Source organism: Ruminococcus sp. J1101004sp1_RTP21198st1_B9_RTP21198_201120 (assembly GCF_040924245.1).
Classification (GTDB): domain Bacteria; phylum Bacillota; class Clostridia; order Lachnospirales; family Lachnospiraceae; genus Blautia_A; species Blautia_A faecis.
This window is the reverse complement of record NZ_JBCOMI010000015.1, coordinates 38,503-64,482: the sequence shown is the minus strand read 5'-3', so window position 1 is coordinate 64,482 and position 25,980 is coordinate 38,503. Positions and strand designations below refer to the sequence as shown.

Sequence of the window (25,980 nt, the reverse complement as noted above, 5' to 3'; positions counted from 1 at the left end):
GAATAATAAAATGAAGTAATAAAAGGTCTTGTACAAAGTGCAAAGAACTGAAAATTCTTATTGAAAGATGAGTCAATAGAGAATCTTCAGATAGAAAAGCAAATTGTACAAGGCTTTTTTGTTTAAAATAAGATGTCCTTTATAAATTATTTCCGAAAAAATAAGCGGGATTTTCTTATGAAGTATACAAAAGACAGTGACCGCTTTGTAAGGCGGATTCAGACACAAAAAAGCTCCGACTAAATCGGAGCTTCAGAGCGATAGACGGGGCTCGAACCCGCGGTCTCGACCTTGGCAAGGTCGCGCGTTACCAACTACGCCACTATCGCATTTATTGCTGTCAACTGTTTTCCTCAGCGACAAAACATATAATACAGTATAAAATCTATTTTGTCAATGTTTTTTTGAAAAAAATGAAATAATGTTTTTTTTAATGAAAAAATAAAAAAGCTACAATAATAAATGTGAAAAATTTCTAAAAAGCCTGATGGGATTTGAAATAAGAAAATAGCTGTGCTATGATAAACAAAGAGTAGAGGGGAAAATTGAACAGATCAGGAGATATAAATTCATGAAAAAAAGATTTCTGGTTATGGCAGTATGTGTTTCTGCATGTATGCCTGTTTCTGCGCTTGGAGCGGAAATAGCCGGTCCGGCCATTTCAGGTACAGCACAGGAAAATAATGATAATAAAGAAGAAACAGTTTCAGAAGAAGCTGTCGAAAAAAAGGATTCCGGGAAAATCGAGGATGAGATCACGGAAGTCCAGGATACTGTCACAGTAGCGGCAGATACAGATGTATTAGATTATCCTGGCAGAAAAGAGGGGTCTGTGATCGGCGAAGTGCTGGAAGAAGATGAAATCAGCCGGACAGGTACTATTGATGATATCTGGAGCAGGATTCTGTTTGAGGATGATAATGGAGAAGAACAGGTGGGATATATCCCAACCTCTGTTTTGGAGGGGTATGAAGATAAGAATCAGGTAGCTTCAGATGCAACCTCAGATGGAACTGTAGAAGCAGGAATTATACATAAAAGTACAGGAGAGGGCGTATTTGCAGAAGCAGTAGAAGGTGTTACCCAGACAGGGGGAAATGCAGGTGTTCTTGAAGGACAGCCGATTATGGTTTCCGCAGACAGCAGCCTTCGTCCACTTGGTGTTTTCCATATTACCCATTACTGCCAGTGCAGCATTTGCTGCGGTCCGTGGGCAAACGGAATCACATCCACAGGTGTGACAGCTACCACGAACCGTACTATTGCAGTAGATCCAACTGTAATTCCTTACGGTTCTAAAGTAGTTATCAATGGACAGGTCTATGTGGCAGAAGACTGCGGCGGCGCCATTAAGAACAACCGCATTGATATTTATATGGGAAGCCATGCGGAAGCATTGAACAGCGGTGTATTTGATGTAGAAGTTTATCTTTTGGAAGAGGGATCATCCGTTCAGGGTATAGAAGGGATTCAGGAAGGGAATCAAGAATAATATGAAAATTTTGTGAAAAATTGTGCATATTTAGTTCGAAAATGTACTAGCCAATGCGGTACTTCTAGTGTATAATATTTAGGCAGACACTGCCATGACGTGAATTATGGGAAATCAGAAGGAAAATATGGCAGATTTACAGGATAACAAATAGATAAGGTGAAAACAAAATTATGGTAAAAGTAAAAATTAGCGACTGGAAAGCTGATTCATCCATGGATGAGGCTTATAAGGCACTTCGTACAAATATTCAATTTTGCGGTGCCGACAAAAAGGTGATTGCATTTACAAGCTGTACCCCGAATGAAGGAAAGAGTAATGTAACTTTCCATCTTGCAGCTTCCCTTGCAGAGAGTGGTAAATCTGTACTTTTGATTGATGCAGACCTTCGTAAATCCGTACTTATGGGACGTGTACAGGTTGAGGAAGAAGTGAAGGGACTGACCCACTACCTGTCCAAGCAGGCGAAACTGCAGGACGTTATCTGCGCAACCAATCTTCCCAAGTTTCACATTATTTTTTCCGGTGTTGTACCGCCGAACCCGGCAGAGCTTTTAGGAAGCAGACAGTTTAAAGACATGATCCGTGTTGTAAGAGATGTATATGATTACATTATCATAGATACACCGCCTCTTGGACGAGTAATCGACTGTGCAGTTGTGGCGGATTCCTGCGATGGAACTGTCATTGTAATTGAATCCGGCAGTATCAGCTACCATTTTGTACAGGAGATCAAGGGGCAGCTAGAGAAGACCAACTGTCCGATCATCGGTGCAATTTTGAACAAGGTAGATACTAAGGAATATGGTAAATACGGTAAGTATGGTAAATATGGCAAATATGGCAAGTACGGAGAATACGGAAAATACTGATTCGGCATTATTCGAGATTGTTATATGAAGAGATTGGAAATGGGCGAAGCGAATGAAAGGTATTTATGATATTCACTGTCATATTGTTCCGGGAGTAGATGATGGAGCGAAGGATCTTAAGACATCTGTACGCATGCTCCAGAAGGAATATGATGACGGTGTCCGCAACATTATTGCCACTCCGCATTTTCGATATGATATGTTTGAGCCGTCTCTGGAACAGGTTAAGAAGCAGTTCCTTCGTGTGAGGAAGGCTGCCGCTGAGATTGGAGAAGACGGTATTCAGATGTATCTGGGCTGCGAGCTTCATTCCAGCATGGATATGACAGACTGTCTGAAAAAAGGGGAAAGACTTACCATGTCAGGTTCCCGTTATGTGTTAACGGAGTTTCGGACTTCAGACGAAAAGTCCTATATCAGGGAACGGGTGCAGGCATTGATCCGGAAGGGCTATTATCCTATTATTGCACACGTAGAACGCTATCATTCGGTAGTAAAAAGCGGTCTGGATTTTATTGATGAACTCAGGGATATGGGGGCCTATATCCAGATGAATGCGGACAGTATTATTGGTGAGGATGGCTTTATGATCAAGCGTTTCTGCAAGAAAGTAATTAAAGAAGAAATGCTGGATTTTGTAGGGTCTGACGGTCATGATCTGGCCAAACGAACACCTCACATTGGCAAATGTTACGACAAAATTGAAAAAATGATGGGAACGGATTACGCAGATATGATTTTTATCAGCAATCCGGAGTGCATTATAAATAACGAGAGATTTTGACTTTTATATATGGGATGTCGTTGAAAACGATGTATCTGTTTTGAAAAAGTAAAGAAAATTACAGGGTAACGGAGAAGAAGAATGGAAAATCAGGTTACAAATAATAACGATGAAATTGAAATCGATTTAGGTGAGATTTTTCACCTGATTCTTAGCAGGCTGGGAGTGATTATTCTTTCCGGTATCATTCTGGGTGTGATTTCCATTATCGGAACAATGCTTTTTATCACTCCACAGTATGAATCTACTACGAAGATCATGGTGCTGAATAAACAGGACAGCAATACACTGACCAGTGCAGATATGCAGACCAGTACACAGCTGACTAAGGACTATGCGGAACTTATTAAGAGCCGTACAGTTCTTGAAGGTGTAATTGCACAGCTGAATCTTAATATTACCTATCAGCAGCTGCTTGGCAAACTGACCGTAGATACTTCTACAGACAGCCGTATTGTAACGATCATAGTATCTGATGAAGATCCATATACAGCAAGTGAGATGGCCAATGCTATCCGCGATATGGCAGCAGAGCACATTCAGTCAGTTATGGATATTGAGGCGGTTAACGTAGTTGACAGCGCAAACATCCCAAATGAAAAAGCCAGCCCAAGTCTTGCGAAGAATGGTGTGATCGGTGGACTTTTAGGTGTTATCATTGCAATGGCGATTGTGATCATCATTTATCTTACAAATGATACGATCAAGGTTGAGGAAGATGTAGAGCGTTATCTTGGACTTTCTGTTCTGGGAAGTATTCCATATTCAGAGAAAGAAAGCAGATCCAAGAAACAGAAATCAAGAAAACGTCGCTGATGAAATTGAGTATAAGGAGCTGCAGATATGCGTAAATGGTTGATTGTTTTAATGGCGGCAGTGGCAATAGGAGCGACCGGAATCCTGGGATGGCTGTATATGAGGCAGGATCGCAAGGGACCGGAAATTACCATTGCAGAGAGCAAGAAAAACAGCTACACTTCGGATATGACAACGGAAGATCTTCTGGAAGGAGTAAAAGCTGTTGACAAGAGAGATGGAGATGTTTCAGCCAGCCTGACAGTTGAGAATGTTTATCCAAATGAAAAAGGGGATGAAGTCACAGTTGTTTATGTTGCAAAGGATAACAGTAACAATGTAACAAAGGTAACTTATCATATGACTTCCGAGGGAAATCTTATGGGATTTACTTCAGAAACCAAAACTTCTTCTGACAATACAGATACAGATGCAGAAACGGATGAAGCCCTGCAGGATGAAAATGAGACTGATTCAGAAGATGAAGAAGAACCAGAAATGACAGAAGAAGAAAAAGCGCAGGAAAGGGAAGAAGAAAAGATTGACCAGCTGAACCCTCAGGATCCGCGTTTTTATCTGAATACTTACTACGTTGAAATTGCCAAGGGAACACAGATTGACAGACTGAGTTATGTAAAAGACATTCAAGACGATAAAGATTCAACAAGTGATCTTTATCGTAAGATTCAGATCACTGGAACCGTTGATGTGAATACTCCGGGTACTTATGAACTGACTTATTATGTTGTTGACTCCAATGGCAATGCTTCAAACGGAGCTGTTCTGACAATTGTAGTAAAATAATGATTACTGTGAACGGAGTGAACAGTAATCAATAGCGACTGCTGGTTATGAAAGAACCGGCAGAAAGATTCCTTTTTGACCATGCACATGTACATAGGAGCAAATATATGAGATCTACCATATGGAAGAAGACCCTTATCTGCCTTGGCGCGGTGCTGTTTCTGGAAAGCCCGGCTGTGAGTACGGCGTTTGCATATACAGTAAAGGCAGAGAATACGGATGCTGAAGCGGCCACCAGCAATATCAAGAGTATTTTGCTGATCGGACAGGACAAAAGAGAGGGAGAGTCCCGTCAGCGTTCCGATTCCATGATTCTTGCTACATTGGACAAGGATCAGGGTACTGTAAGCCTGACCTCTTTTATGAGAGATCTTTATGTTGCCATTCCTGGATATTCGACTACTCGTATTAATGCGGCTTACGCATATGGAGGAATGGATCTTTTGGACCAGACTCTGGAAGAAAATTTCGGAGTAAAGATAGATGGAAATGTGGAAGTGGATTTTGAAGTTTTCCAGGTTCTGGTTGACAAGGTTGGAGGAATAGATCTGGAGTTGACTCAGGCGGAAGCAGATTATATCTGCGGACGAGATCAGAATGTTCTTTACCCTCAGCCTCTTCGAAGCGACTGGAATCTTCAGGAAGGAATGAACCATCTGGATGGAGAACAGGCACTTATCCATGCACGCAACCGTTCTATTGGAAATTCCGATTATCGGAGAACAGAGCGGCAGCAGGAAGTACTTATGGCTGCTTTTGCCAAGATAAAAGATCTGGGAGTTTTTGATATTGCAGGTCTGGTTAAGGATGTTCTTCCAATGGTTACTACGGATCTTTCTTTGTGGGATATAACCGGATATGCCATGGATGTGATGAACATCGGTACAGATGAAATTGCATCATACCGGATTCCGGAGGATGGAGCCTACACACCTCAGACGATTGACGGCATGCAGGTTCTGGTTCCTGATCTTGAGCAGAATCGGCAATATCTTCAGCAGATCCTGTATCACGCAGGTGAATAAGAATTAAAAAGAATTAAGACGGTTCGCACCACACGAACCGTCTTTTACGCTATAATAACGAAATAAAAGCAGCTGTTGAGTTCCTTTGCAGTTACACACTGTCTGCTGAACCATTATAAAAATAAATTATAGAAATATATAGACAGCAATCAGAATTGAAAGCGGGTGGAGGATAAGTGGAATTGCTTGAATGGATACATAATATTGATGCACAGATTCTGCTTTTTATACAGCAGTATTTAAGAAGTGATCTGTTTACCTGGCTGTGGAAGGGAATTACCTTTCTAGGAGACGGAGGCTGGTTCTGGATTGTTTTGGGGCTGCTCTTTCTTTTTCCAAAGAAGACAAGAAAGGCAGGTGTAACCGCACTTCTGGCACTAGCTATAGGGGCAGTGGTTACGAATTTATGCCTTAAGGATCTGGTAGCGCGTATAAGACCTTATGATTCTGTGGAGGGACTTGTGCCTCTGGTTGCCAGGCTGAAGGACTATTCTTTTCCATCAGGTCATACCTGCGCATCTTTTGCCTGTGCAGGCGTATATTATAAAGCCTTTCCTGGAAAATGGGGAAAAGCAGCCATGGTCCTGGCAGTACTGATCGCTTTGTCCCGATTGTACGTGGGAGTACACTATCCTACAGATGTGCTGGCTGGAGCCCTTGTAGGCACTTTTAGTGCGTTGGCGGCGCTGAAGCTAGAGCACGCTCTAGTCAGATATTATGAAGAACGAAAAGCAAAATAAAGATAAGGGAGAATTTATGGAAGAGAAAAAAACACAGACAGTCTGTCCATACGCAAAAAAGTGCGGTGGGTGCCAGTATCAGGGTGTGCCTTATTCCGCACAGCTTAAAAAGAAACAAAATCAGGTACAGGGGCTTTTGAAGAAGTTTGGGAATGTGAAGCCGGTAATTGGAATGAAAGATCCTTATTTTTACCGGAATAAAGTTCATGCTGTATTTGACCGTGACCGGAAGGGAAATATTATTTCTGGAATTTATGAGGCTGGTACCCACAGAGTGGTTTCTATTGAACAGTGTCTGATTGAGGATAAGAAGAGTCAGGAAATCATCCGTACCATTCGGGGAATGCTGAAGTCTTTTAAGATCAAAACATATGATGAGGATACCGGATATGGACTTCTGCGCCATGTACTGGTGCGTCGTGGCTTTTCTACAGGTGAGGTAATGGTAGTACTGGTGGTCGCCTCTCCTATTTTTCCATCCAAGAATAACTTTGTGAAGGCATTAAGAAAAGTTCATCCAGAGATCAGTACTGTGGTATTAAATATTAATGACAAAAATACAAGCATGGTTCTTGGCGAGCGGGAAATCGTACTTTATGGTAAGGGATTTATCCGTGATACCCTTTGTGGAAAATCCTTCCGTATTTCACCAAAATCCTTCTATCAGGTAAATTCAGTGCAGACCGAAATTCTTTATGGAAAAGCTGTGGAATTTGCAGGGCTGACAGGGAAAGAAAAAGTCATTGATGCATATTGTGGAATTGGCACCATTGGTCTGGTAGCTTCTGGTAAGGCAAGAGAAGTGGTCGGAGTGGAACTGAATAAAGATGCAGTCAGGGATGCAAGGATCAATGCAAGAGAGAATAAGGTGGTAAACATATCTTTCCGCCAGGGTGATGCCGGTGAATTTATGGAGGCAATGGCAGAAGCTGGTGAAAAGGCAGATGTGGTATTTATGGATCCTCCCCGCTCAGGCAGCAGCGAGAAATTCCTGAATTCCGTAATAAAACTCTCTCCGAAGAAAATTGTTTACATTTCCTGTAACCCGGAAACACTTGCAAGAGACCTTAATTTCCTTACGAGAAAAAATTATATAGTTAAAGAAATCCAGCCTGTGGAAATGTTTTGTTTTACAGATCACACAGAAGTGGTGACCTGGCTGGAGCAAAAATAAGAAACTGTTGCTGTTTACAGGCTGTGTAGCAATGAAAATATATTCTGTAAGAAAAGGTATCCTGTCAGCAGGAAAAAGGAGGTACCTATGATGACGACCATAACTGGAATTATGGAGTGGGTTCTGGAGAATATTGCTGGTTTCGCCATTGTAATTTTTGAGTTTATTGGAGTTGCCATTATTATCTGGAGTGGAATTACCGGATTTATCAAGTGGCTGAAACATGCCGGAGATACTGGTGTCTATCTGGCGAGGGGACTTGCCATGGGACTGGAATTTAAAATGGGAAGTGAGATTCTACGTACTGTAGTGGTACGTGAGTGGAAGGAAATCGGAATTGTAGCCGGAATTATTGCTCTTCGTGCAGCTCTTACGTTCCTGCTTCACTGGGAAATCAAGGAGGAAGAAAAAAGCGGCGGACATGAGGAATAGAGGTTCGCTGTTTATAGATGATATCTGCGGGTTTATAGGAGCACACATAAAGATTGATAAAGGTATAATAAACAATGGAAATGAAAGTAATTGCTCATATCAGAAGTGATTTTCCAACGAAATTTGGAATTCCCCATCAGAGCTGCAGAATACAGGAACTAAAGGCGGATATTATTTTTGAACCGGAATATCGGAACCATGAGGCATTTCGAGGGCTGGAAGAGTATACCCATATCTGGCTGATCTGGGAATTTTCACAGGCTGTCCGCAAGGAGTGGTCTCCTACAGTGCGTCCTCCAAGACTTGGGGGAAACGTCAGAATGGGCGTTTTTGCTACAAGGTCTCCTTTTCGTCCAAATCCCATAGGACTTTCCAGTGTAAGGCTGGAGAGCGTAGAGTTTTCTGAAAAGTATGGACCGGTGCTTCATGTATCAGGAGCGGATCTTATGGACGGAACACCTATTTATGATATAAAGCCCTATCTGGCTTACGTGGACAGCCATCCGGAAGCAGCAGGCGGATTTACCGACCAGATTCAGGATCATAAGCTGAAAGTAGAGTTTCCGGAAGAGCTTTTGAAGAAGATTCCAGTGGAAAAAAGAGAAGCGCTTCTTGCTGTCCTTGCAAACGATCCAAGACCTGGGTATCAGAAGGACCCTGAAAGAAAATACGGAATGTCTTTTGGATCCTGGGATATTCATTTTAAAGTAGATGGAGAACAGCTGCGGGTATTGGAGGTATTTAACACTTTCACGAATTAAATCGAAAAAACCCTTGCAAAAAGTCGAATTTTTTCATAAAATGGAGAAAAAGTTTTTGAGGAGCATAAGGATTATGAGAAAAGTTGTAAAGTTTGGCGGAAGCTCCCTTGCAAATGCGGAGCAGTTTGAAAAAGTCGGAGATATTATCAGAAGTGAAGAGAGCAGACGTTTTGTTGTTCCTTCTGCACCAGGTAAGAGATTTGACGGGGACACGAAGGTAACAGATCTTCTTTACAGCTGTTATGACGCAGCTGCAAATGGCGGTGATTTTGAAAAGGTTTTAGAAGAAATCAAATCTCGTTATTATGAGATTATTAAAGGGCTTGGCCTTGCTCTTTCCATGGAAGAGGATTTCCAGTTGATCAAAGAGAATTTTAAAGCACAGATTGGCAGGGATTACGCCGCTTCCCGTGGAGAATATCTGAACGGCAAAGTGATGGCTGCTTATCTTGGTTATGAATTTGTGGATGCAGCAGAAGTAATCCGTTTTGATAAAAACGGAAATCTGGATTCAGAGAAGACAGACAAACTTCTGAACAAGCGTCTTTCCAAATGTGAGAATGCAGTTGTGCCGGGCTTCTATGGTGCAAAGGACGATGGAACTGTGACCACTTTTTCCAGAGGTGGTTCTGATGTGACAGGTTCTCTGGTTGCCAAGGCAATTAAGGCTGATATGTATGAAAACTGGACTGATGTATCCGGTTTCCTTGTAACAGACCCGAGAATTGTAAAGAATCCGGCTGTGATTGAGACCATTACATACCGTGAACTTCGTGAGCTTTCCTACATGGGAGCTACTGTTCTTCATGAAGATGCTATTTTCCCTGTAAGAAAAGAGGGAATTCCGATTAATATCCGCAACACCAACCGTCCGGAGGATAAGGGAACTTTTATTGTGGAGAGTACCTGCCGCAAGCCGAAATATACCATAACCGGTATTGCAGGAAAGAAAGGTTTCTGTTCTATCAACATTGAGAAGTCCATGATGAACAGTGAAATCGGATTTGGCAGAAGAGTGCTTCAGGTATTTGAAGACCAGGGAATCAGTTTTGAGCATGTTCCATCCGGTATTGATACCATGACAGTATATGTTCACCAGGATGAGTTTGAAGAAAAGGAGCAGCAGGTAATTGCGGGAATCCATCGCCTGGTTCAGCCGGATTTTGTGGAAATGGAATCTGACCTTGCCCTGATCGCAGTTGTAGGACGTGGAATGAAATCCACCCGCGGTACAGCCGGAAGAATTTTCTCTGCCCTCGCACATGCAAATGTAAACGTCAAGATGATTGACCAGGGCTCCAGTGAGCTGAATATTATCATTGGCGTGGAGAACCGTGATTTTGAAAATGCAGTGAAAGCAATTTATGATATTTTTGTGCTGACACAGATTTGAAATTGAGTGGATAGGTCACCTGTCGGCAGCATTCACATATATGAAAATCTGCTCATACGTTCAGAACGTCTGGTATTCATGAATTCGCTGATGTAAGCATGTACCATTTCTGGCTGTCGTCCGGGAGCTTTAATATTAAAAGAATGAGATAAGAGCCGTAAATCAAAGGTAGTGTTAGAATTAATCTTTGATTTATGGCTCTTTTTGTATAGAAAAAATTTCGTGCCGTTTTATGATATTGACAAAACAGAACGTGCGTTCTAAAATAAAACAAGAACAAACGTTCTGAAATTAAGAATAATAAAGAATGCGAAACACAGATTACATAAAAGGAGCTTTGTTACGGGATGATTATTCAGGAATCAATGACATTGAAGCGGAAACTGGAGATTTTATCGGATGCCGCGAAATATGATGTGGCTTGCACATCCAGTGGTGTGGATCGAAAGGGAGATGGAAAGGGCATGGGAAACAGCATTGCTGCCGGAATCTGTCATAGTTTTGCTCAGGATGGCAGATGTATCAGTCTTTTGAAGATCCTTTATACAAATGAATGTGTATTTGACTGTAAATACTGTATAAACAGAGCCTCCAATGATGTGGTGCGTACCAGTTTTACCCCAGAAGAAGTGTGTCGTCTGACTATGGAATTTTACAGGAGGAACTATATTGAAGGACTGTTTTTAAGTTCCGGAGTAAAGGAAAGTCCAGACAGGACTATGGAAGAACTGCTTTGTACAGTAAATCTTCTTCGTAATAAATATCATTTTCAGGGATATATTCATTTGAAAGCCATTCCAGGTGCTGCTCCTGAACTGATCGCCAGGGCGGGGTATCTGGCAGATCGCATGAGCGTGAACCTGGAACTTCCTACTGCAGACGGGCTTAGGAAACTGGCACCGCATAAGAGCAGGCAAACCATTCTGCGCCCTATGAAGCAGATTCAGCAGCAGCGAGATCAGAATAAGGAGGAATTGGTTCTGTACCGTCATGCCCCTAAGTTTGTACCAGCCGGTCAAAGTACCCAGATGATTATTGGAGCTATGGGGGAGAGCGATTATCAGATCGTGTCAGTAGCAGAATCTTTGTATAAGAACTTTGCATTAAAAAGAGTTTTTTATTCGGCTTTTGTCGCCGTAAATGAAGATAAGGATCTGCCCATGTCCTTATCAGGTCCGCCTCTTTTGCGGGAACACCGGCTTTATCAGGCAGACTGGCTTATGCGGTTTTATGGTTTTCGGGCTTCAGAACTGCTTTCAGAGAAGCATCCGGATTTTAACCTTCTTCTGGATCCCAAGGCAGACTGGGCAGTGTCACATCTGGAGTTTTTTCCGGTAGAGATCAACCAGGCAGATTATTATGAACTTCTTCGTGTACCGGGAATCGGTTATACCTCTGCCAGAAGAATCATTGGAGCCAGGAGAACCCATTCCCTGGAATTTGCAGATTTGAAGAGGATTGGTGTGGTTCTGAAGCGTGCCTTATATTTTATCACCTGTAATGGCCGCATGATGTACAATACCAGGTTGGAGGAATCTTATATTACCCGTAATCTTCTGGATGAAGAGAACTGTCGGAAGCATGGGAATGAAGCTGCATTTCAGCAATTATCCCTCTTTGGAGATGAGATGGGGAGCAGAAGACTGTATACAGAAAATACAAAGAATCATGTGGACAGAAAGGTGGGAGCTATATGAATCAAGAGAAAAGAATCCTGGTATGTGAGGACTCTATGGAGGGAATTTTTTCTGCTGTCTATGATGGATGGAAAGAGTGTGCAGGCGGCTGTAAAGTGAGCATTCAGACCAGTTTTCCTGTAAGCATGGAATTGTTCACTTCTTATCGGGAGATTGCTACAGATCAGAGTAAGGTTGGTAAGGTTATGAGGACGATTCTTATGAGACTGGGAAGCGAGGTTTACGAACAGATCTGTCTGGCGGCAGCTTCAGCAGATGAAGACAGGGGAACTGCCATTTATTATGTGCTGCACCGGGCTTTTGGGGGAGGCAGATGCGAAAAACGTGTAATGGAGGCACTGGCAGATCCATATGTATCCAGGGTTGCGAAACTGGCACTCTGCGTGAAGCGGGAATATCACCATTATTTTGGGTTTGTCCGTTTCAGGGAGATTGGCGGAAGGTTTCTGTTGGCAAAGATCCAGCCGGGGAATGATATCCTGTCTCTTATGGCTCTTCATTTTTCCAATCGCTTTCCCAATGAGAACTGGGTAATCTATGATGAGAAGAGGCAGAAGGCGTTGTGCCATGAGAAAGGGAAGGAGTGCGTCATGAGAAAAGAAGTGCGTATACAGGTGCCAGGGAGCGCCGTAGGGGATATGGGAGAGTACGAGGAACTGTGGCAGACATTTTGTGATAGCATATCCATTGAAGCAAGGAGGAATGAGAAACTTCAGAAGCAGATGCTTGCTTTGCATTTTCGGAGTAATATGCCGGAGTTTTCTGTGAAAGGATAGGCCGATAAGTAAAATTCGTGTTATAATGCTTACAGATAAGGTATCTTTGTTTGGAAGGCAGCAGACCAGTAAAAGGCGGTAAATTGGAAATGGACAATCCGGTAACACGAATATCAGTAAGAAATCTTGTGGAGTTTATATTGCAAAGCGGTGATCTTGATAACCGAAGAGGTACTATAGACAAAGATGCTATGTTAAAGGGCAGCAGACTGCATCGGAAGCTTCAGAAACAAATGGGCGGAGACTACAGAGCAGAGGTTGCTTTGCGGATGAATTGCAGCTATGAGGATCTGGACATTCGGTTAGAAGGTCGTGCAGATGGAATTTTTACAGAAGATGAAGTTGTCTGGATCGATGAGATTAAAGGAATATATGGAAATGTGGAACAGATGGAAGAGCCTGTGAAGGTTCATAAGGCTCAGGCTATGTGTTATGGCTATATTTACGGTGTTCAGGAAGGCTTGTCGAAGATTGGAATCCAGATGACATATGCCAATCTGGAGACAGAAGTGGTGAAAAGGTTCCGGGAGGTGATCTCCATAGAGGAACTGAAAGAATGGTACCAGAAACTTCTGGATGAATATCATAAATGGCTCAGTTATCAGAAAAAATGGAAGGAAGAGAGAAATCATTCTCTTCAGAGCCTGGAATTTCCATTTTTCTACAGAGAAGGTCAGAGAAAGATGGTGAGCAGTGTTTACCATGCAATTGGAGCCAGTCGTCAGATTTTTATTCAGGCACCTACCGGCGTAGGAAAAACCATGTCTACCATTTTTCCGGCAGTTCGCGCTGTTGGCGAAGGGAAAGGGGAGACGATCTTTTATCTTACAGCCAAGACTATTACAAGAACAGTGGCTCAGGAAGCTTTTGAGGTGCTGCGGGAAAAGGGAATGAAATACAAAGTGGTGACCATTACAGCCAAGGAGAAGCTGTGTTTTATGGACGAAACCAAATGTGATCCGGTACATTGTCCTTACGCCAGGGGACATTTCGACAGGGTCAATGACGCTGTCTATGAGCTGTGGACGACGAAGAGCAGATATGACAGGGAGACTATACGGGAGCAGGCAGAGAAATGGCAGGTATGTCCTTTTGAAATGTGTTTGGATCTGTCTTTATGGGTGGATGCTGTAATTTGTGATTATAATTATGTGTTTGACCCTACGGTTCATTTAAAACGTTTTTTCGGGGAAGGTGCAGGTGGAGATTATGTCTTTCTCATTGATGAAGCTCATAATCTGGCAGAACGGGGAAGAGAGATGTACAGCGCTTCTATTTGCAGGGAAGATGCTGTTCGGGTTCGAAAAGTTATGAAAGAAAGAGCACCCCGGCTTTACCGCTCCCTTGGAAAGCTGGATAAACAGCTGAAAGAACTACAGGTGGACTGTGGAAATTACCTCGTTCTCCCAGGCACGGGTTCCATAACTATGACGATTTTAAAGGTTCAGGGAGAATTTGATGCTTTTCTGGAAGCACATAAGGATGTGGAACTGGAAGATGAAGTAAGGAAGTTTTATTTTGATATTCGTAATTTCCTGAATATTGCAGAACTGATAGATGAGAACTATGTAGTTTATGCTGAGAATGGAGAAGATGGTCTGTTTCGCCTGAAACTGTTCTGTGTAAATCCGGCAGTGAACCTGGGGGAATATCTGAAGAAAGGCCGCAGTGCCGTATTCTTTTCTGCCACATTGCTGCCCATGAACTACTACAGGAAATTGCTCAGCAACAGGCAGGACGATTATGGAATCTACGTGGAATCACCGTTTTCACAGAAGAACCGCTGTATTTTAAATGCCGGCGATGTAAGTTCCTTATATAGTCGCAGGGGATATGAGGAATATCATAAAATTGCGGAATATATAGCAAAGACTGTATGGCAGCGCAAGGGAAATTATATGGTATTTTTTCCTTCTTACAAAATGTTGGAAGAGGTTTATGCAGTCTACGAAGAAGAATTTTCTGTAAACTGGGTGAAGTGTATCTGTCAGAACAGCTCTATGAAGGAACAGGAAAGAGAAGAGTTTCTTCAGGAATTTGAACAGAATCAGGAATCACTGGTAGCTTTTTGCATTATGGGTGGTATTTTTTCAGAGGGAATTGATCTGCTGGGAGAAAAACTGATTGGAGCCATTTTAGTGGGAACCGGATTGCCCCAGTTGGGAAATGAGAGGGAAATTCTTCGTTCTTTTTACACAGAAAATGGGGAAAATGGATTTGATTACGCCTATAGGTATCCTGGCATGAATAAGGTTCTGCAGGCTGCTGGAAGAGTAATCCGCACAAGGGAGGATCATGGTGTTATTCTCCTTTTGGATGAACGGTTCCGGCAGAGAGAATACAGCAATCTTTTTCCGGTGGAGTGGAATGACAGGAAAACGTGTACATTGTCAAATGTGGAAGCACAGCTGCAAAAATTTTGGGAGAGTATTCCGGACAAAATCTCTCACAAATTGTGACGTACATCCTGCAGAAAGTCTTTTCAAACACATTCCAGAGCCTGTAAAAATGTTATGGAAAACAAAGAGGTTGCATACAAAGCAGAAACAGGTTATACTGCCCTTATTAAAAGGAGAATAACATGAAAAAAGGCAAAAAAACCAGATGGCTGTATAAAGCAGCTGGAATGGCAGTCCTTTTGGGGGCAGCATTTTGGTGCAGCAACAGCGGGCTCCTGTTATGGAAGCCTGAAGTTCTGACTGTATTGGCGGAATCAGAAACTGGCGGCAGCCTGTCATCTGTTACAGAGGAAGCTAAGATACTTCCTATTCCCAACAGTGATGGCAAATATATGTTGAAAAGTGACGGCTTTTACTGTCTGAATGAAGATGGTTCAGGAGACTGCGTTCAGGCTATACATTATTTCGACCATTTTGTTGTAGATGGAACAGTGTTTAATGGATATTATTATCACGACGAGACAGGAAAATTTAAAGCTTCTGAAGCACATCTTACAGCCATTTCACAGGAAGCACTCCCGAAAGCAGAAGATGGAACTGTGGAAGCAGGATGGACTTCGGGGATTTATGTGGTAAATAACCTTGGAAGGCTTTCCGGTACCGGAAGAGTTTGTATTCTAAAAGAAGAGATTGGACAGATAAAACTAGATGGCGGGTATTACGTTGACAGAAATGGAAGAGTGTGTCAGGAAGGTGGCATTTATTATATCCAGGAAATGAATGTGGGAGAAAAGAGATTTTCCGGGTATTATTATTTTGATGAATCAAGCGGCGTATTAGTGGAAGAAGCTGGTACTACACCAGAGGGCTTGACAATCCAAAAAGATGGCAGTATCAAGGAATTGACGGATCCGGGGATCAAAAATCTGAAGAAAGCTGTGAAGGAATTTACGGAAAATTTGGAAGGGGACTGGAGCGTCTATGTGAAAGATCTGAAGAGCGGAGAGAAGTTCTCCATCAATGATAAAGCCATATCTTCTGCAAGTCTGATAAAAGCATTTACAATGGCTGCAAGTTATGAAAATATGGAAAAAATCAGGATAGCTGAGGGGATACTTCTGAAAGCAGATTCAGCTAGTCAGACTGTGACAGACAAGCTGTTTCGGCTTATGGAGAATATGGTAACCTACAGTGACAATGAGTCTTTTAATGAAATGGTAAGGCTTCAGACTGCTTCCAATCAATTCAATGCAGGTGCACGTGTAATTAACAGGTATCTTAGGGAACAGGGTTATAAAGAGACAGCTGTGCTTCATACGCTTGCGCCTTCGAATACAGATCCGGAAGGGCTTGGCAGCAGTAATATGACCTCTGTGGAGGATTGTGGCACTTTGTTAGAGAAGATTTACCGAAGAGAATGTGTAAGTCCGGAGGATTCTGACCAGATGCTGTCTTTGCTTCTGAATCAGGATACCAGAACAAAGATTCCTGGCGGGCTCAAGGAATCTGTTCAGGTAGCGAATAAAACTGGTGAAAATGATAAAAGCCAGCACGATATTGGAATTGTCTATGGAGCCAGAACGGATTATATTCTATGCGTAATGTCTGAGAATGCAGGAAAGGAAGCAGATGCTGTTTCCAATATTCAAAGGATTTCTGCGATGGTTTATTATTATTTGAATTAGAGCATGTTTGAAAAAGGCTTTCTGCAAGATGTGCGTCACAATTTGTGGGAGATTTCGCCCGGATGAGGGTGCCGTAGCGGGCTACTGCAACCGAATTCGGGTGAAATCTCCCACAAAGTGGGGCGTGCAGATTGCGGGAATGATTTTTTAAACACGCCCTAAGACTGTGCAGCAAACATTATTTATGTAATAGGAAAATCCTGCAAGGCAGAATCCGTTCCAGACTTGTACAAAAAAATTACTTTCCAGATTCGTACAAAAAAATTGCTTGACACTAATAAAATTTTGCGATAGCATGAAGACAATAAAAGAAAAATTGAAAGGAGATTTACACCATGAAAGTAGTTTATACAGAGAAGGCACCAGCAGCAATCGGACCATACTCCCAGGCAATGATCTTAAATGGAGTATTATTCACATCTGGACAGATTCCGGTAAATCCTGCAACAGGCGAGATCAACGGAAATACCATTGAGACTCAGGCAGAGCAGGTTATGAAGAATCTTGGCGAAGTACTGAAAGAAGCAGGAAGTAGCTTTGAGAAGGCAGTTAAGACAACATGCTTCCTTGCTGATATGGGAGATTTTGCCAAGTTTAATGAAGTGTATGCGAAATACTTTGTAAACAAACCAGCACGTTCCTGTGTCGCTGTGAAAACTCTTCCGAAGAATGTTCTTTGCGAAGTTGAGGTAATCGCAGAAGTTTAATAGTACTGTCCACAGGAAAATGTGTCAAATGTTTTTGTATTTAAAGATATGCAAATATTTAGAATATATATTGTCAGGCCTTCTGGGGTTCACCCGGGAGGCCTTTGTCATAAATAAAAATTGTGCAGAATTCTGTTGCAACGCAGTCTGGAATGTCAGACAGAAATCCCTGGCATATTAAACTGTTGACGGATTGCTTTTTAGTTGGAAATCATGTATAATAGCGAACGATAGCATGGGGATTTTTTGCTATGCAGGAAAATCCCTTTCAAGAAGAAAGGCAGGGACGAAATGTGGATAATCTTATGAAAGTGGGAATGGGATATGATGTACACAGACTGACAGAGAACCGGAATCTGATCCTTGGCGGTGTGAAGATACCGTGGGAGAAAGGCCTGCTGGGACATTCAGATGCAGATGTACTGATTCATGCGATTATGGATGCTCTTTTGGGAGCTGCAGCTCTTGGAGATATTGGACAGCATTTTCCAGATACAGATCCGGCATACGAGGGGATTTCCAGCGTAAAGCTGTTGGAACATGTAGCCTCTCTTCTGGAAAAAAAAGGATATGGTGTAGGAAATATTGACGCTGTGATCATTGCCCAGAAGCCGAAGATGGCACCTCATATTCCACAGATGAAGGAAAACATTGCGAAAGCGCTGCATATGGAGCCTGACTGTCTGAATATCAAGGCTACCACAGAGGAGAAGCTGGGTTTTACCGGAAGAGAAGAGGGAATTGCTTCCCAGGCAGTCTGCCTTTTATACAAGAAATAATGTTGTTGTGCGCACAAGTACAAAATGCTGCAGAAGTCTGGAATTGGTAGCTGCGAAATAACATTTAGAGAAATTGACCGGAGGGAGAAATAAAATGAAGATTTTTAATACGCTGACCCGTCAGAAAGAGGAATTTGTACCCCTTGAAGAGGGAAAGGTAAAAATGTATGTCTGCGGACCTACTGTATACAACCTGATCCATATTGGTAATGCACGTCCAATGATCATTTTTGATACAGTCCGCCGTTATCTGGAATATAAAGGATACGAAGTAAACTATGTATCCAACTTTACAGATGTAGATGACAAAATTATCAAGAAAGCAATCGAAGAGGGAGTTTCCGCAGAAGAAATTTCCCAGAGATATATTGAAGAGTGCAAAAAGGATATGGCAGGAATGAACGTGAAGCCTGCTACTACACATCCTCAGGCAACTCAGGAAATTGACGGCATGATCAGCATGATCCAGACTCTTATGGATAAAGGATATGCTTATGCAGTGGCAGACGGAACTGTATATTTCCGTGTAAAGAAATTTAAAGAATATGGAAAGCTTTCCCACAAAAACCTGGATGACCTGCAGTCTGGATTCCGTGCACTTCAGGTATCAGGAGAGGACCAGAAAGAAGATCCGCTGGATTTCGTACTCTGGAAACCGAAGAAAGAAGGGGAACCATACTGGACTTCTCCGTGGTGCGATGGCCGTCCGGGCTGGCACATTGAGTGCTCTGTTATGTCTAAGAAATATCTTGGAGACGAGATTGATATCCATGCCGGTGGTGAGGATCTTATTTTCCCGCATCACGAGAATGAAATCGCACAGAGCGAATGCTGCAATGACAAAATTTTTGCAAGATACTGGATGCACAATGCATTCTTGAATATTGATAACCGTAAAATGTCCAAGTCCCTTGGAAACTTCCGTACTGTGCGTGAGATCAGCGAGCAGTATGACCTGCAGGTGCTTCGTTTCTTCATGCTGAATGCACACTACAGAAGTCCGCTGAACTTTAGTGCTGATCTTATGGAGTCTTCCAAGAATGCCCTTGAGAGAATTACAGAGGCAGCAGGACGCCTGAAAGACCGTAAGGAGAAGGCATCTGCTGTTGAACTTACTGAGGCTGAGAAGAAACTTCTTGCAGAGGCAGAAGGATATGTAAAGAAATTTGAAGAAGCAATGGAAGACGATTTCAACACAGCTGATGCGCTTGCAGCTGTATTTGAACTGGTCAAATTTGCCAATACAAATGTAACAGAAGAAAGCAGCGCCGCTTTTGCAGAAGGAATTCTTGAAATTCTTGTGAAGCTTTGTGATGTGCTTGGACTTGCTGCTGTGAAGAAAGAAGAAATTCTGGATAAAGAAATCGAAGATCTGATTGCAGAGCGCCAGGAGGCAAGAAAGGCAAAGAATTTTGCAAGAGCAGATGAGATTCGTGATGAACTCCTTGCAAAGGGAATCATTCTTAAAGATACACGTGAAGGAGTAAAATGGAAACGGGCTTAAGTGAATTAAAAGAACTGTTTGAACTGAAAGACAGGGATCTGCGAACCTATTCCCCGCTGACACTGGCTTATATTGGAGATGGTGTTTATGAACTGGTGATCCGGACAATCCTTGTTAAAAAAGGCAACTGTCCGGTGAATCAGCTTCATAAAAAGGCCAGCAGCCTGGTAAAGGCAGGAGCGCAGTCAAAGATGATGGAGCTTCTGGAACCTGATCTTACAGAAGAAGAACTGGCTGTCTATAAAAGAGGCAGAAATGCACATTCCCCTACAATGGCCAAGCATGCTACAATGGCAGATTACCGCAGGGCTACAGGCTTTGAGGCACTGATGGGATATTTGTACCTGAAAGAAGATTATTCCAGAATTGTGGAACTGGTGAGAAAAGGAATTCCGGAAGAGAATTTATAAAGAACAACAGCAATGATTTTACAAAGGCAATAAGAGACAGGAGGCTGCAAATGAGCGAGCAGATTGAAGGAAGAAATGCGGTATTAGAGGCATTTCGCTCAGGAAAATGCGTGGACAAGCTTTTTGTTCTGGACAGATGCCAGGATGGACCAGTACGCACCATTATCCGTGAGGCAAGAAAAAAAGATACGATCATTAATTTTGTACAGAAAGAGCGTCTGGATCAGTTAAGTGAGACAGGCGCCCATCAGGGCGTGATCGCGCAGGTGGCTGCATATGAATATTCCACAGTTGAGGATATTTTAAATAAAGCAAAGGAAAAAGGAGAAGCACCTTTCATTTTTCTTCTTGATGATATCGAAGATCCCCATAATCTGGGAGCTATTATCCGTACTGCCAACCTTGCAGGCGCACATGGTGTTATCATTCCGAAAAGACATGCGGCAGGGCTTACATCAACAGTTGCAAAAACTTCTGCAGGGGCTTTGAACTACACACCAGTTGCCAAGGTATCTAATCTTGGACAGACCATCGAAGAGCTGAAAAAAGAGGGTATGTGGTTCGTATGCGCAGATATGGGCGGAGATCTGATGTACAATCTGAATCTTACCGGTCCTATGGGTGTGGTAATCGGAAATGAGGGAGAGGGCGTGAGCCGTCTTGTAAAGGAAAAATGTGACTTTGTGGCAGCTATTCCTATGAAGGGAGATATTGATTCTCTGAATGCGTCTGTTGCAGCAGGAATCCTTGCCTATGAGGTGGTTCGCCAGAGAATGAAATAAAATCCGGAGGAAATATGGGAAAGTTCGATGGTGTAAGTGATGAAGAACTGATTGCCCGTCTGCGGGCTGGAGAGACAGCCATAGAAGATTATCTGATGGAGAAATATAAGGGGCTGGTGCGTCAGAAAGCCCGGGCCATGTTCCTCATCGGAGGAGATACAGATGACCTGATTCAGGAAGGAATGATCGGTTTGTTTAAAGCAGTCCGGGATTTTCAGACAGATAAGGAGGCATCTTTTGCAACTTTTGCCAGAGTGTGTATTGACAGGCAGATATACAGTGCCATTCAGAATTCTAACCGCCAGAAGCACCAGCCTCTGAATTCCTATGTATCGTTGAATCAGGAGGATGAAAGCAGTCCAATCTGGGAACTGAGCGTGGAGAATCCGGAATCTATCATTATTGATCAGGAGACTACAGAGGATCTTCGGAAAAGAATTTCAGATTATTTAAGTCCTATGGAAAATAAAGTGCTGGATTTGTATCTGAAGGGAAAAGGATATGTGGAAATTGGAGGAATCCTGAATAAATCTCCAAAATCTGTTGATAATGCTCTGCAGAGAATTCGCTCCAAAATCCGCGAGGTAATAAGCTAGAGCCTTTTCTAGTCCAGGAGCTGGTACAGGAAATAGAAAAATTCTATTTCCTGTATTGACTTTTTCAAAAAACATGTTATCATATCAATTAATCAATGCGTCACAGAAGACGCGTCAATTTAATCTTTAATTCAAATTTGTTAATTCAGTTATTAAAATCCATTTAATTAATTATTGTATCTTAGAAATTGTTAAAATATTAATAATTATAGTTTCTATTTATTTCACTGATCTCAGATGTATTTATAAATCAAATCTTTTATTCTTTTTACTATTTAATTTTCGAAAAAATCCCTAATGACAGATATGACCGTTCTGGTTCTTTGTAAAGGAGGTGGTACCCATGTGCTGATTTTATGGTTACTGGTCTTTTTGAGCAGTAGCTGTTTTGCAGCAGGTCTGCAAAATAACAGAAATTCCAGGAGGAAAGGAGTAAGCAGGAACGGTTCCTGCCGTGATTGATCCATGAGAAAGAAATGGATGCTGTTTGTACTAGCGTTCTGCCTTTTGGCGGGAGCAGCAGGTTCTATGGTGTATGCCTATTTAATTGACCGCCAGGAAACTGTTAACAGGATAAAGATAGTGGAGAATAAGACACACATTGAAGAAGAGTTTGATCCTCCGGCCGATCCTGGACCAGGATCGGTCATAAAGAAAAAGCCATGTATTGTAAATGATTCTGTGATTCCGGTATATGTCCGGGTCAGGGTAGTATTCAGCAATCTGGATGCACAGGCGCAGTGTGAGCCTCTTAAGATAAAAGACAGTTGGAAAACAGGAGAAGACGGATACTATTATTATCAGAAACAGCTTCAGCCAGGACAGCGAACAGATACGGTTTTTGATAATATTGTTATAAAAAACACAGTAAAAAAAGAAGATTTAGTTCCATTTGATATTCTTGTGTATGAAGAGTCGGTTCAGAGCGAAGGATTTTCTTCTCCGGAAGAAGCCTTTGCAAGACTGTAAGGAGGTGCACATGAAAAAAATGAAAAAGGCAGCACTGATCTTTGGAACCGGGTTATGTCTGGCTGTGGGAACTGGCGGCACACTTGCTTATCTTGGTGACACAGGACAAGTTGCAAACAGGCTGACATTTGCCGGGGAAAAAGGCCTGGATGCAGTTCTTACAGAGCCGTCATGGAATCCACAGAAAGGATTACTTACTGTTCCAGGTTCTTCTGTTGCAAAAGATCCTCAGATAACCAATACATCAGAACTGAATATGAATGAGCTTGCAGCATTGAAATGTGAGTTCGTTTACAGTCAGAATTGCCCGGATAAGAGCAAAAGAGGAAAAGTCTTAAGCGCTCAGGATATGGAAAAAGTAGTCCAAGTTTATACCATTGATTATAACAGTGATGATGCCGCTAAAGGAGAATGGGTGCGATTTGCTGAGCAGAAAAAGACAGACCCTGTACAGTATTTTTACTACTCGAAAGTTTTGAAAAGGAACCTGAATGGTACAGGAGAAACAACTGTTCCTCTATTTACAAAGGTCTGGGTGGATAAAAAGGTAAATAACCGCAGGCAGACCTGGATTCAGGAAATGGGCGGGGTGGAAATTAAGATTTCCGGACAGATTCTTCAGCAGATGACAGGAGAAGAATATTTTGGTCTTAACAATCCAAAAAGTGCGTATGAAGCAGGATTGTTTCATTTTTAATGAGAGAAAGGAAGAGAAAATATGAAAATGAGCAGAGGAAAAAGAAATGTATTATTTGCGGGAGTACTTTCATGTGCCATGTTATTTGGAATTGGAAACACAATGGCTTATTTCACGGAAAATTCTGTGCAGACCAATGTTTTTACCACAGGGGACCTTGATATTGGTCTGAAAGAACCGGACTGGGATCCAAATGAAAACGATGGAAAGAATATGTATCCGGGATACACGGTATACAAAAATCCAACTGTAAAGAACATCACCTCCGACAAAAACGGGGACGAGCCCTGTTATGTGAGAATGAGTGTGGACATTCTGAATAGTCAGGGGACACCGATCACAGACGATCAGGCGTTGAATCTGATTTATAAAACCATTTATTTTGATAAGACTTTTACCGGTGGATATGACAAAAAAGAAGGTAAGGCTACCGGACTGATTCAGGATAGGATTCCTGGCTACAACCTTGCACAGCTGGCAGCCTATCCAATGGTAAATCCATTGTGGACAAAGGACACGGCACGCTCCACTGCTTCAAAACTTGTTTTCAATTATATGGGAGCAAAAGGGGATGGAATTTTAAATATTGGAGAGGAGTCTACCCTGTTTACCAATATTGCGATTCCTACAGACTGGAACCAGACACAGATGCAGAAAGTTGGAAATTATCAGCTGAAAGTAACAGCACAGGCAATTCAGAGCAAAGGATTTGCTACCCAGTCAGAAGCTTACCGTATGTTGGATGAAGAAATTAAAGGAGGAACCTTGCAGGAAATAAACCGCGGCAGTGAGAACTGATCAGAAAGGAAGAGATACCATGAAGAAGCATAAGTGCACAAGTATCTGCATAACTGTGGTGGCAGTACTGCTGCTTGCATGCGGTACTGCGCTGGCTGCCTGGAATGTATCTGAATATGCAGTAAATCTGCTGTCCATGTCCTTTTACAAAAATTCCATACAGGAAAATTATGTAAGGCCAGATCATGTAGATCCGGGACAGAAAGTGGTGAAAGAGGTAAATATAAAAAATGAAGGAACTGTGGATTCCTTTGTCCGGATAAAAATTGGAAGAGTATTTGGGAGTATCAGTGAAACCGGTCAGTTTCTGGAAAATCGGGAACTGGATCCTGAGATGATCGAAATTCATTACAACACCGATCTCTGGAAGCTGTGTGAGGACGGCTACTGGTACTATAAGGATGTATTGCCGGCAGGAAAAACCACGAAAAAGCCTCTGATGGACAGCTACTATCTCTCTGAAAAAGCAGACAACCGTTATAAGAACAAAGAGGCAAGAATTATTGTAAATCTGGAGAGTATACAGGCAGAGAGCGGCGAAATGAAAGCAATATGGGGAAAAAATGAGAAGGATCTTGGAATTACCTATCAGCCATGTACTTGCGAAGTTGTTACCAGTGTGATTTTTGACAAAAATCATAAGCTGATCATTGGCGGCGAGAAAACAGATCTGTTTGCAAATTTTAAGAACCTGCAGCCTGGATGTACAAGAAGCCAGACAATAAGGCTTGCTAATAACTCGGATTTAAACATTAAGATGAGCCTTCGGGCGGAAGCTGCCAAACAGAACAAGTACAGCAAAAAGAATCTGGAGCTGATACGGAAGCTTCTTACCAGTTATGCAAAGATTGAAATTCTGGAGAACAATAAAGTTCTTTATCATGGAACTGTAGATGGAAATCTGACGAAAAAAGGCTGGAGCATGAAAAAAGACATTTCCCTTGGTGAGTTTAAACCAGGAGCAGGAAAAAATCTGATTGTAAAATTGTCTTTAAGTGAAGAGATGGATAATGAATATCAGGAACTGTTGGGAAAAGTGAAATGGGTATTTTCTGCGAGTCAGGCCTCTTCGGATTCATCTTCCGGTCAAAATGGAAATGGTGACCGGGGGCACAATGACGATGAGAACAATGGAGATGACGGAAATAACGGAAATAACGGAAATAACGGCGGAAGTGGAAATAAAAGCGGAAATGGAAAGTATGGCGAAAACGGAAACAGTGGTGGAAGTGGATACAACGGTGGAGGGGAAAGCTTAAATGGAGCAGCAGGAGAAAAAGTGTATGCAACTGCGTCTGCAAGCCCTAAAACCGGAGATAACACAAATCTGCTGGCAAGATGGTTTGCGCTATTTGCAGCTGCGGTGGTTCTTGCAGTAACTGCAAGAAAACTGTACAGAAAGGAAAAAGACAGATGAGATTAAAAATCTGGGGAAAAGGTCTGTTGAAAATCATATGGGTGATTTTTGTCATTTTGTTAGTCGGACTTTCGTTTCCCCAGATATATGGCATGAAATGTTACAGCGTAATGTCTGGAAGCATGAGCCCTGATTTGCCAGTTGGAAGTGCCATATATGTGAAGGAAAAGGAGCCGGAAAAAGTAGAAAAAGGGGAGATCATTACATTTACCACAGAACAAGGGAGAACAATGATTACACACCGGGTAGCTGAAAACAATAAGGAAAAGCATTTTTTTGTAACAAAAGGGGATTCCAATCAATATCAGGATACAAAACCGGTAAAGTGGGAAAATCTGCAGGGCACGGTTGTATTTTGCATCCCTTTTGCCGGATATGTGCTGAACTTTACAGGAAGCAGAACGGGTAAAATTGCGGCAGTCTTTTTCCTGTTTGCAATTTATCTGGCAACAGAAATTTTTGAAGGGCAGACAAAAAGGAGAGTGAGATAAG

26 protein-coding genes, 1 tRNA gene and 2 pseudogenes are annotated in these 25,980 nt (G+C 42.2%); 27 read left to right on the top strand and 2 right to left on the bottom strand.

All coding sequences use genetic code 11. The features are described from left to right. Positions 1-256: 256 nt before the first annotated feature. Positions 257-329 (bottom strand) — tRNA-Gly (locus AB5618_RS11810). A gap of 242 nt (positions 330-571) precedes the next feature. Here AB5618_RS11810 and AB5618_RS11805 point away from each other — a divergent pair. From AB5618_RS11805 to AB5618_RS11735, 15 genes are all read left to right on the top strand, one after another. Next, the gene (locus AB5618_RS11805; RefSeq protein WP_243243767.1) at positions 572-1,492 is read left to right on the top strand and encodes a 3D domain-containing protein; all 921 of its coding nucleotides are present in this window, start codon (positions 572-574) and stop codon (positions 1,490-1,492) included. Positions 1,493-1,665: 173 nt separating this feature from the next. After that, complete coding sequence (locus tag AB5618_RS11800) at positions 1,666-2,364, top strand: CpsD/CapB family tyrosine-protein kinase (protein ID WP_118579145.1); 699 nt, start codon at positions 1,666-1,668, stop codon at positions 2,362-2,364. Between the two features lie 52 nt (positions 2,365-2,416). Further along, positions 2,417-3,148 (top strand): CpsB/CapC family capsule biosynthesis tyrosine phosphatase, encoded by a 732-nt coding sequence (locus AB5618_RS11795; protein WP_195699911.1) that lies wholly within the window; start codon positions 2,417-2,419, stop codon positions 3,146-3,148. An 81-nt stretch (positions 3,149-3,229) separates the two neighbouring features. Then, positions 3,230-3,964 (top strand): YveK family protein, encoded by a 735-nt coding sequence (locus tag AB5618_RS11790; protein WP_195699910.1) that lies wholly within the window; start codon positions 3,230-3,232, stop codon positions 3,962-3,964. Positions 3,965-3,991: 27 nt separating this feature from the next. Further along, positions 3,992-4,747: an immunoglobulin-like domain-containing protein gene (locus tag AB5618_RS11785; RefSeq protein ID WP_173718263.1), complete on the top strand. Its 756-nt coding sequence runs from the start codon at positions 3,992-3,994 to the stop codon at positions 4,745-4,747. A 107-nt stretch (positions 4,748-4,854) separates the two neighbouring features. Continuing rightward, on the top strand, positions 4,855-5,772 hold the full coding sequence (locus AB5618_RS11780; protein WP_173718264.1) for an LCP family protein: 918 nt from the start codon (positions 4,855-4,857) through the stop codon (positions 5,770-5,772). 176 nt (positions 5,773-5,948) lie between these two features. Beyond that, positions 5,949-6,512 (top strand): phosphatase PAP2 family protein, encoded by a 564-nt coding sequence (locus AB5618_RS11775; RefSeq protein WP_118579130.1) that lies wholly within the window; start codon positions 5,949-5,951, stop codon positions 6,510-6,512. Positions 6,513-6,528: 16 nt separating this feature from the next. Then, on the top strand, positions 6,529-7,686 hold the full coding sequence (rlmD, locus tag AB5618_RS11770) for a 23S rRNA (uracil(1939)-C(5))-methyltransferase RlmD (RefSeq protein WP_118579264.1): 1,158 nt from the start codon (positions 6,529-6,531) through the stop codon (positions 7,684-7,686). An 87-nt stretch (positions 7,687-7,773) separates the two neighbouring features. After that, positions 7,774-8,118 carry a DUF1622 domain-containing protein gene (locus tag AB5618_RS11765; RefSeq protein ID WP_173718265.1) on the top strand — a complete coding sequence of 115 codons (345 nt, stop codon included), beginning with the start codon at positions 7,774-7,776 and terminating at the stop codon, positions 8,116-8,118. Positions 8,119-8,198: 80 nt separating this feature from the next. Beyond that, positions 8,199-8,879: a tRNA (N6-threonylcarbamoyladenosine(37)-N6)-methyltransferase TrmO gene (gene tsaA, locus AB5618_RS11760; protein ID WP_368366777.1), complete on the top strand. Its 681-nt coding sequence runs from the start codon at positions 8,199-8,201 to the stop codon at positions 8,877-8,879. Positions 8,880-8,952: 73 nt separating this feature from the next. Beyond that, positions 8,953-10,272: an aspartate kinase gene (locus AB5618_RS11755; RefSeq protein ID WP_148462768.1), complete on the top strand. Its 1,320-nt coding sequence runs from the start codon at positions 8,953-8,955 to the stop codon at positions 10,270-10,272. Positions 10,273-10,637: 365 nt separating this feature from the next. After that, positions 10,638-11,969, top strand: coding sequence for a putative DNA modification/repair radical SAM protein (locus AB5618_RS11750; protein WP_368366097.1), 1,332 nt, complete (start codon positions 10,638-10,640; stop codon positions 11,967-11,969). After that, complete coding sequence (locus AB5618_RS11745; protein ID WP_148462766.1) at positions 11,966-12,745, top strand: TIGR03915 family putative DNA repair protein; 780 nt, start codon at positions 11,966-11,968, stop codon at positions 12,743-12,745. The genes AB5618_RS11750 and AB5618_RS11745 overlap by 4 nt, the downstream gene beginning before the upstream one ends. 89 nt (positions 12,746-12,834) lie before the next feature. Then, positions 12,835-15,204, top strand: coding sequence for an ATP-dependent DNA helicase (locus AB5618_RS11740; protein ID WP_148462765.1), 2,370 nt, complete (start codon positions 12,835-12,837; stop codon positions 15,202-15,204). 122 nt (positions 15,205-15,326) lie between these two features. Beyond that, on the top strand, positions 15,327-16,829 hold the full coding sequence (locus AB5618_RS11735; RefSeq protein ID WP_368366772.1) for a serine hydrolase: 1,503 nt from the start codon (positions 15,327-15,329) through the stop codon (positions 16,827-16,829). Between the two features lie 40 nt (positions 16,830-16,869). Here the strand turns inward: AB5618_RS11735 and AB5618_RS11730 are convergent. Continuing rightward, positions 16,870-16,920: pseudogene (locus AB5618_RS11730) on the bottom strand (DUF6783 domain-containing protein); the annotation flags it as partial. On the opposite strand from AB5618_RS11730, the pseudogene AB5618_RS11725 reads away from it, so the two are divergent. The 12 genes and pseudogenes from AB5618_RS11725 to AB5618_RS11670 form a co-directional block, all read left to right on the top strand. Continuing rightward, positions 16,897-16,980 (top strand): annotated as a pseudogene (locus AB5618_RS11725) (DUF6783 domain-containing protein); the annotation flags it as partial. The pseudogenes AB5618_RS11730 and AB5618_RS11725 overlap by 24 nt on opposite strands. A 184-nt stretch (positions 16,981-17,164) precedes the next feature. Then, positions 17,165-17,536: a RidA family protein gene (locus AB5618_RS11720; protein ID WP_148462763.1), complete on the top strand. Its 372-nt coding sequence runs from the start codon at positions 17,165-17,167 to the stop codon at positions 17,534-17,536. A gap of 305 nt (positions 17,537-17,841) precedes the next feature. Next, a complete protein-coding gene (ispF, locus tag AB5618_RS11715; protein ID WP_118579255.1) occupies positions 17,842-18,315 on the top strand; it encodes a 2-C-methyl-D-erythritol 2,4-cyclodiphosphate synthase in 474 nt (157 codons plus the stop codon). Between the two features lie 94 nt (positions 18,316-18,409). Beyond that, positions 18,410-19,819 (top strand): cysteine--tRNA ligase, encoded by a 1,410-nt coding sequence (cysS, locus tag AB5618_RS11710; protein WP_173716451.1) that lies wholly within the window; start codon positions 18,410-18,412, stop codon positions 19,817-19,819. Next, positions 19,804-20,229, top strand: a complete 426-nt coding sequence (locus AB5618_RS11705; RefSeq protein ID WP_118579103.1) for a Mini-ribonuclease 3 — start codon at positions 19,804-19,806, stop codon at positions 20,227-20,229. Before cysS ends, AB5618_RS11705 begins: the two co-directional genes overlap by 16 nt. A gap of 50 nt (positions 20,230-20,279) precedes the next feature. After that, positions 20,280-21,011 (top strand): 23S rRNA (guanosine(2251)-2'-O)-methyltransferase RlmB, encoded by a 732-nt coding sequence (gene rlmB, locus AB5618_RS11700; protein ID WP_148462761.1) that lies wholly within the window; start codon positions 20,280-20,282, stop codon positions 21,009-21,011. A gap of 14 nt (positions 21,012-21,025) precedes the next feature. Continuing rightward, positions 21,026-21,607: an RNA polymerase sporulation sigma factor SigH gene (sigH, locus tag AB5618_RS11695; RefSeq protein WP_118579097.1), complete on the top strand. Its 582-nt coding sequence runs from the start codon at positions 21,026-21,028 to the stop codon at positions 21,605-21,607. Positions 21,608-22,087: 480 nt separating this feature from the next. Then, positions 22,088-22,576 carry a hypothetical protein gene (locus tag AB5618_RS11690; protein ID WP_148462760.1) on the top strand — a complete coding sequence of 163 codons (489 nt, stop codon included), beginning with the start codon at positions 22,088-22,090 and terminating at the stop codon, positions 22,574-22,576. Between the two features lie 10 nt (positions 22,577-22,586). Next, on the top strand, positions 22,587-23,273 hold the full coding sequence (locus AB5618_RS11685; protein WP_173716453.1) for a hypothetical protein: 687 nt from the start codon (positions 22,587-22,589) through the stop codon (positions 23,271-23,273). 21 nt (positions 23,274-23,294) lie between these two features. Further along, positions 23,295-24,071, top strand: coding sequence for a TasA family protein (locus AB5618_RS11680; protein WP_148462759.1), 777 nt, complete (start codon positions 23,295-23,297; stop codon positions 24,069-24,071). Between the two features lie 19 nt (positions 24,072-24,090). Next, complete coding sequence (locus AB5618_RS11675; protein ID WP_226855207.1) at positions 24,091-25,488, top strand: hypothetical protein; 1,398 nt, start codon at positions 24,091-24,093, stop codon at positions 25,486-25,488. Further along, positions 25,485-25,979: a signal peptidase I gene (locus tag AB5618_RS11670; RefSeq protein WP_173772378.1), complete on the top strand. Its 495-nt coding sequence runs from the start codon at positions 25,485-25,487 to the stop codon at positions 25,977-25,979. Before AB5618_RS11675 ends, AB5618_RS11670 begins: the two co-directional genes overlap by 4 nt. Position 25,980 lies beyond the last annotated feature (1 nt).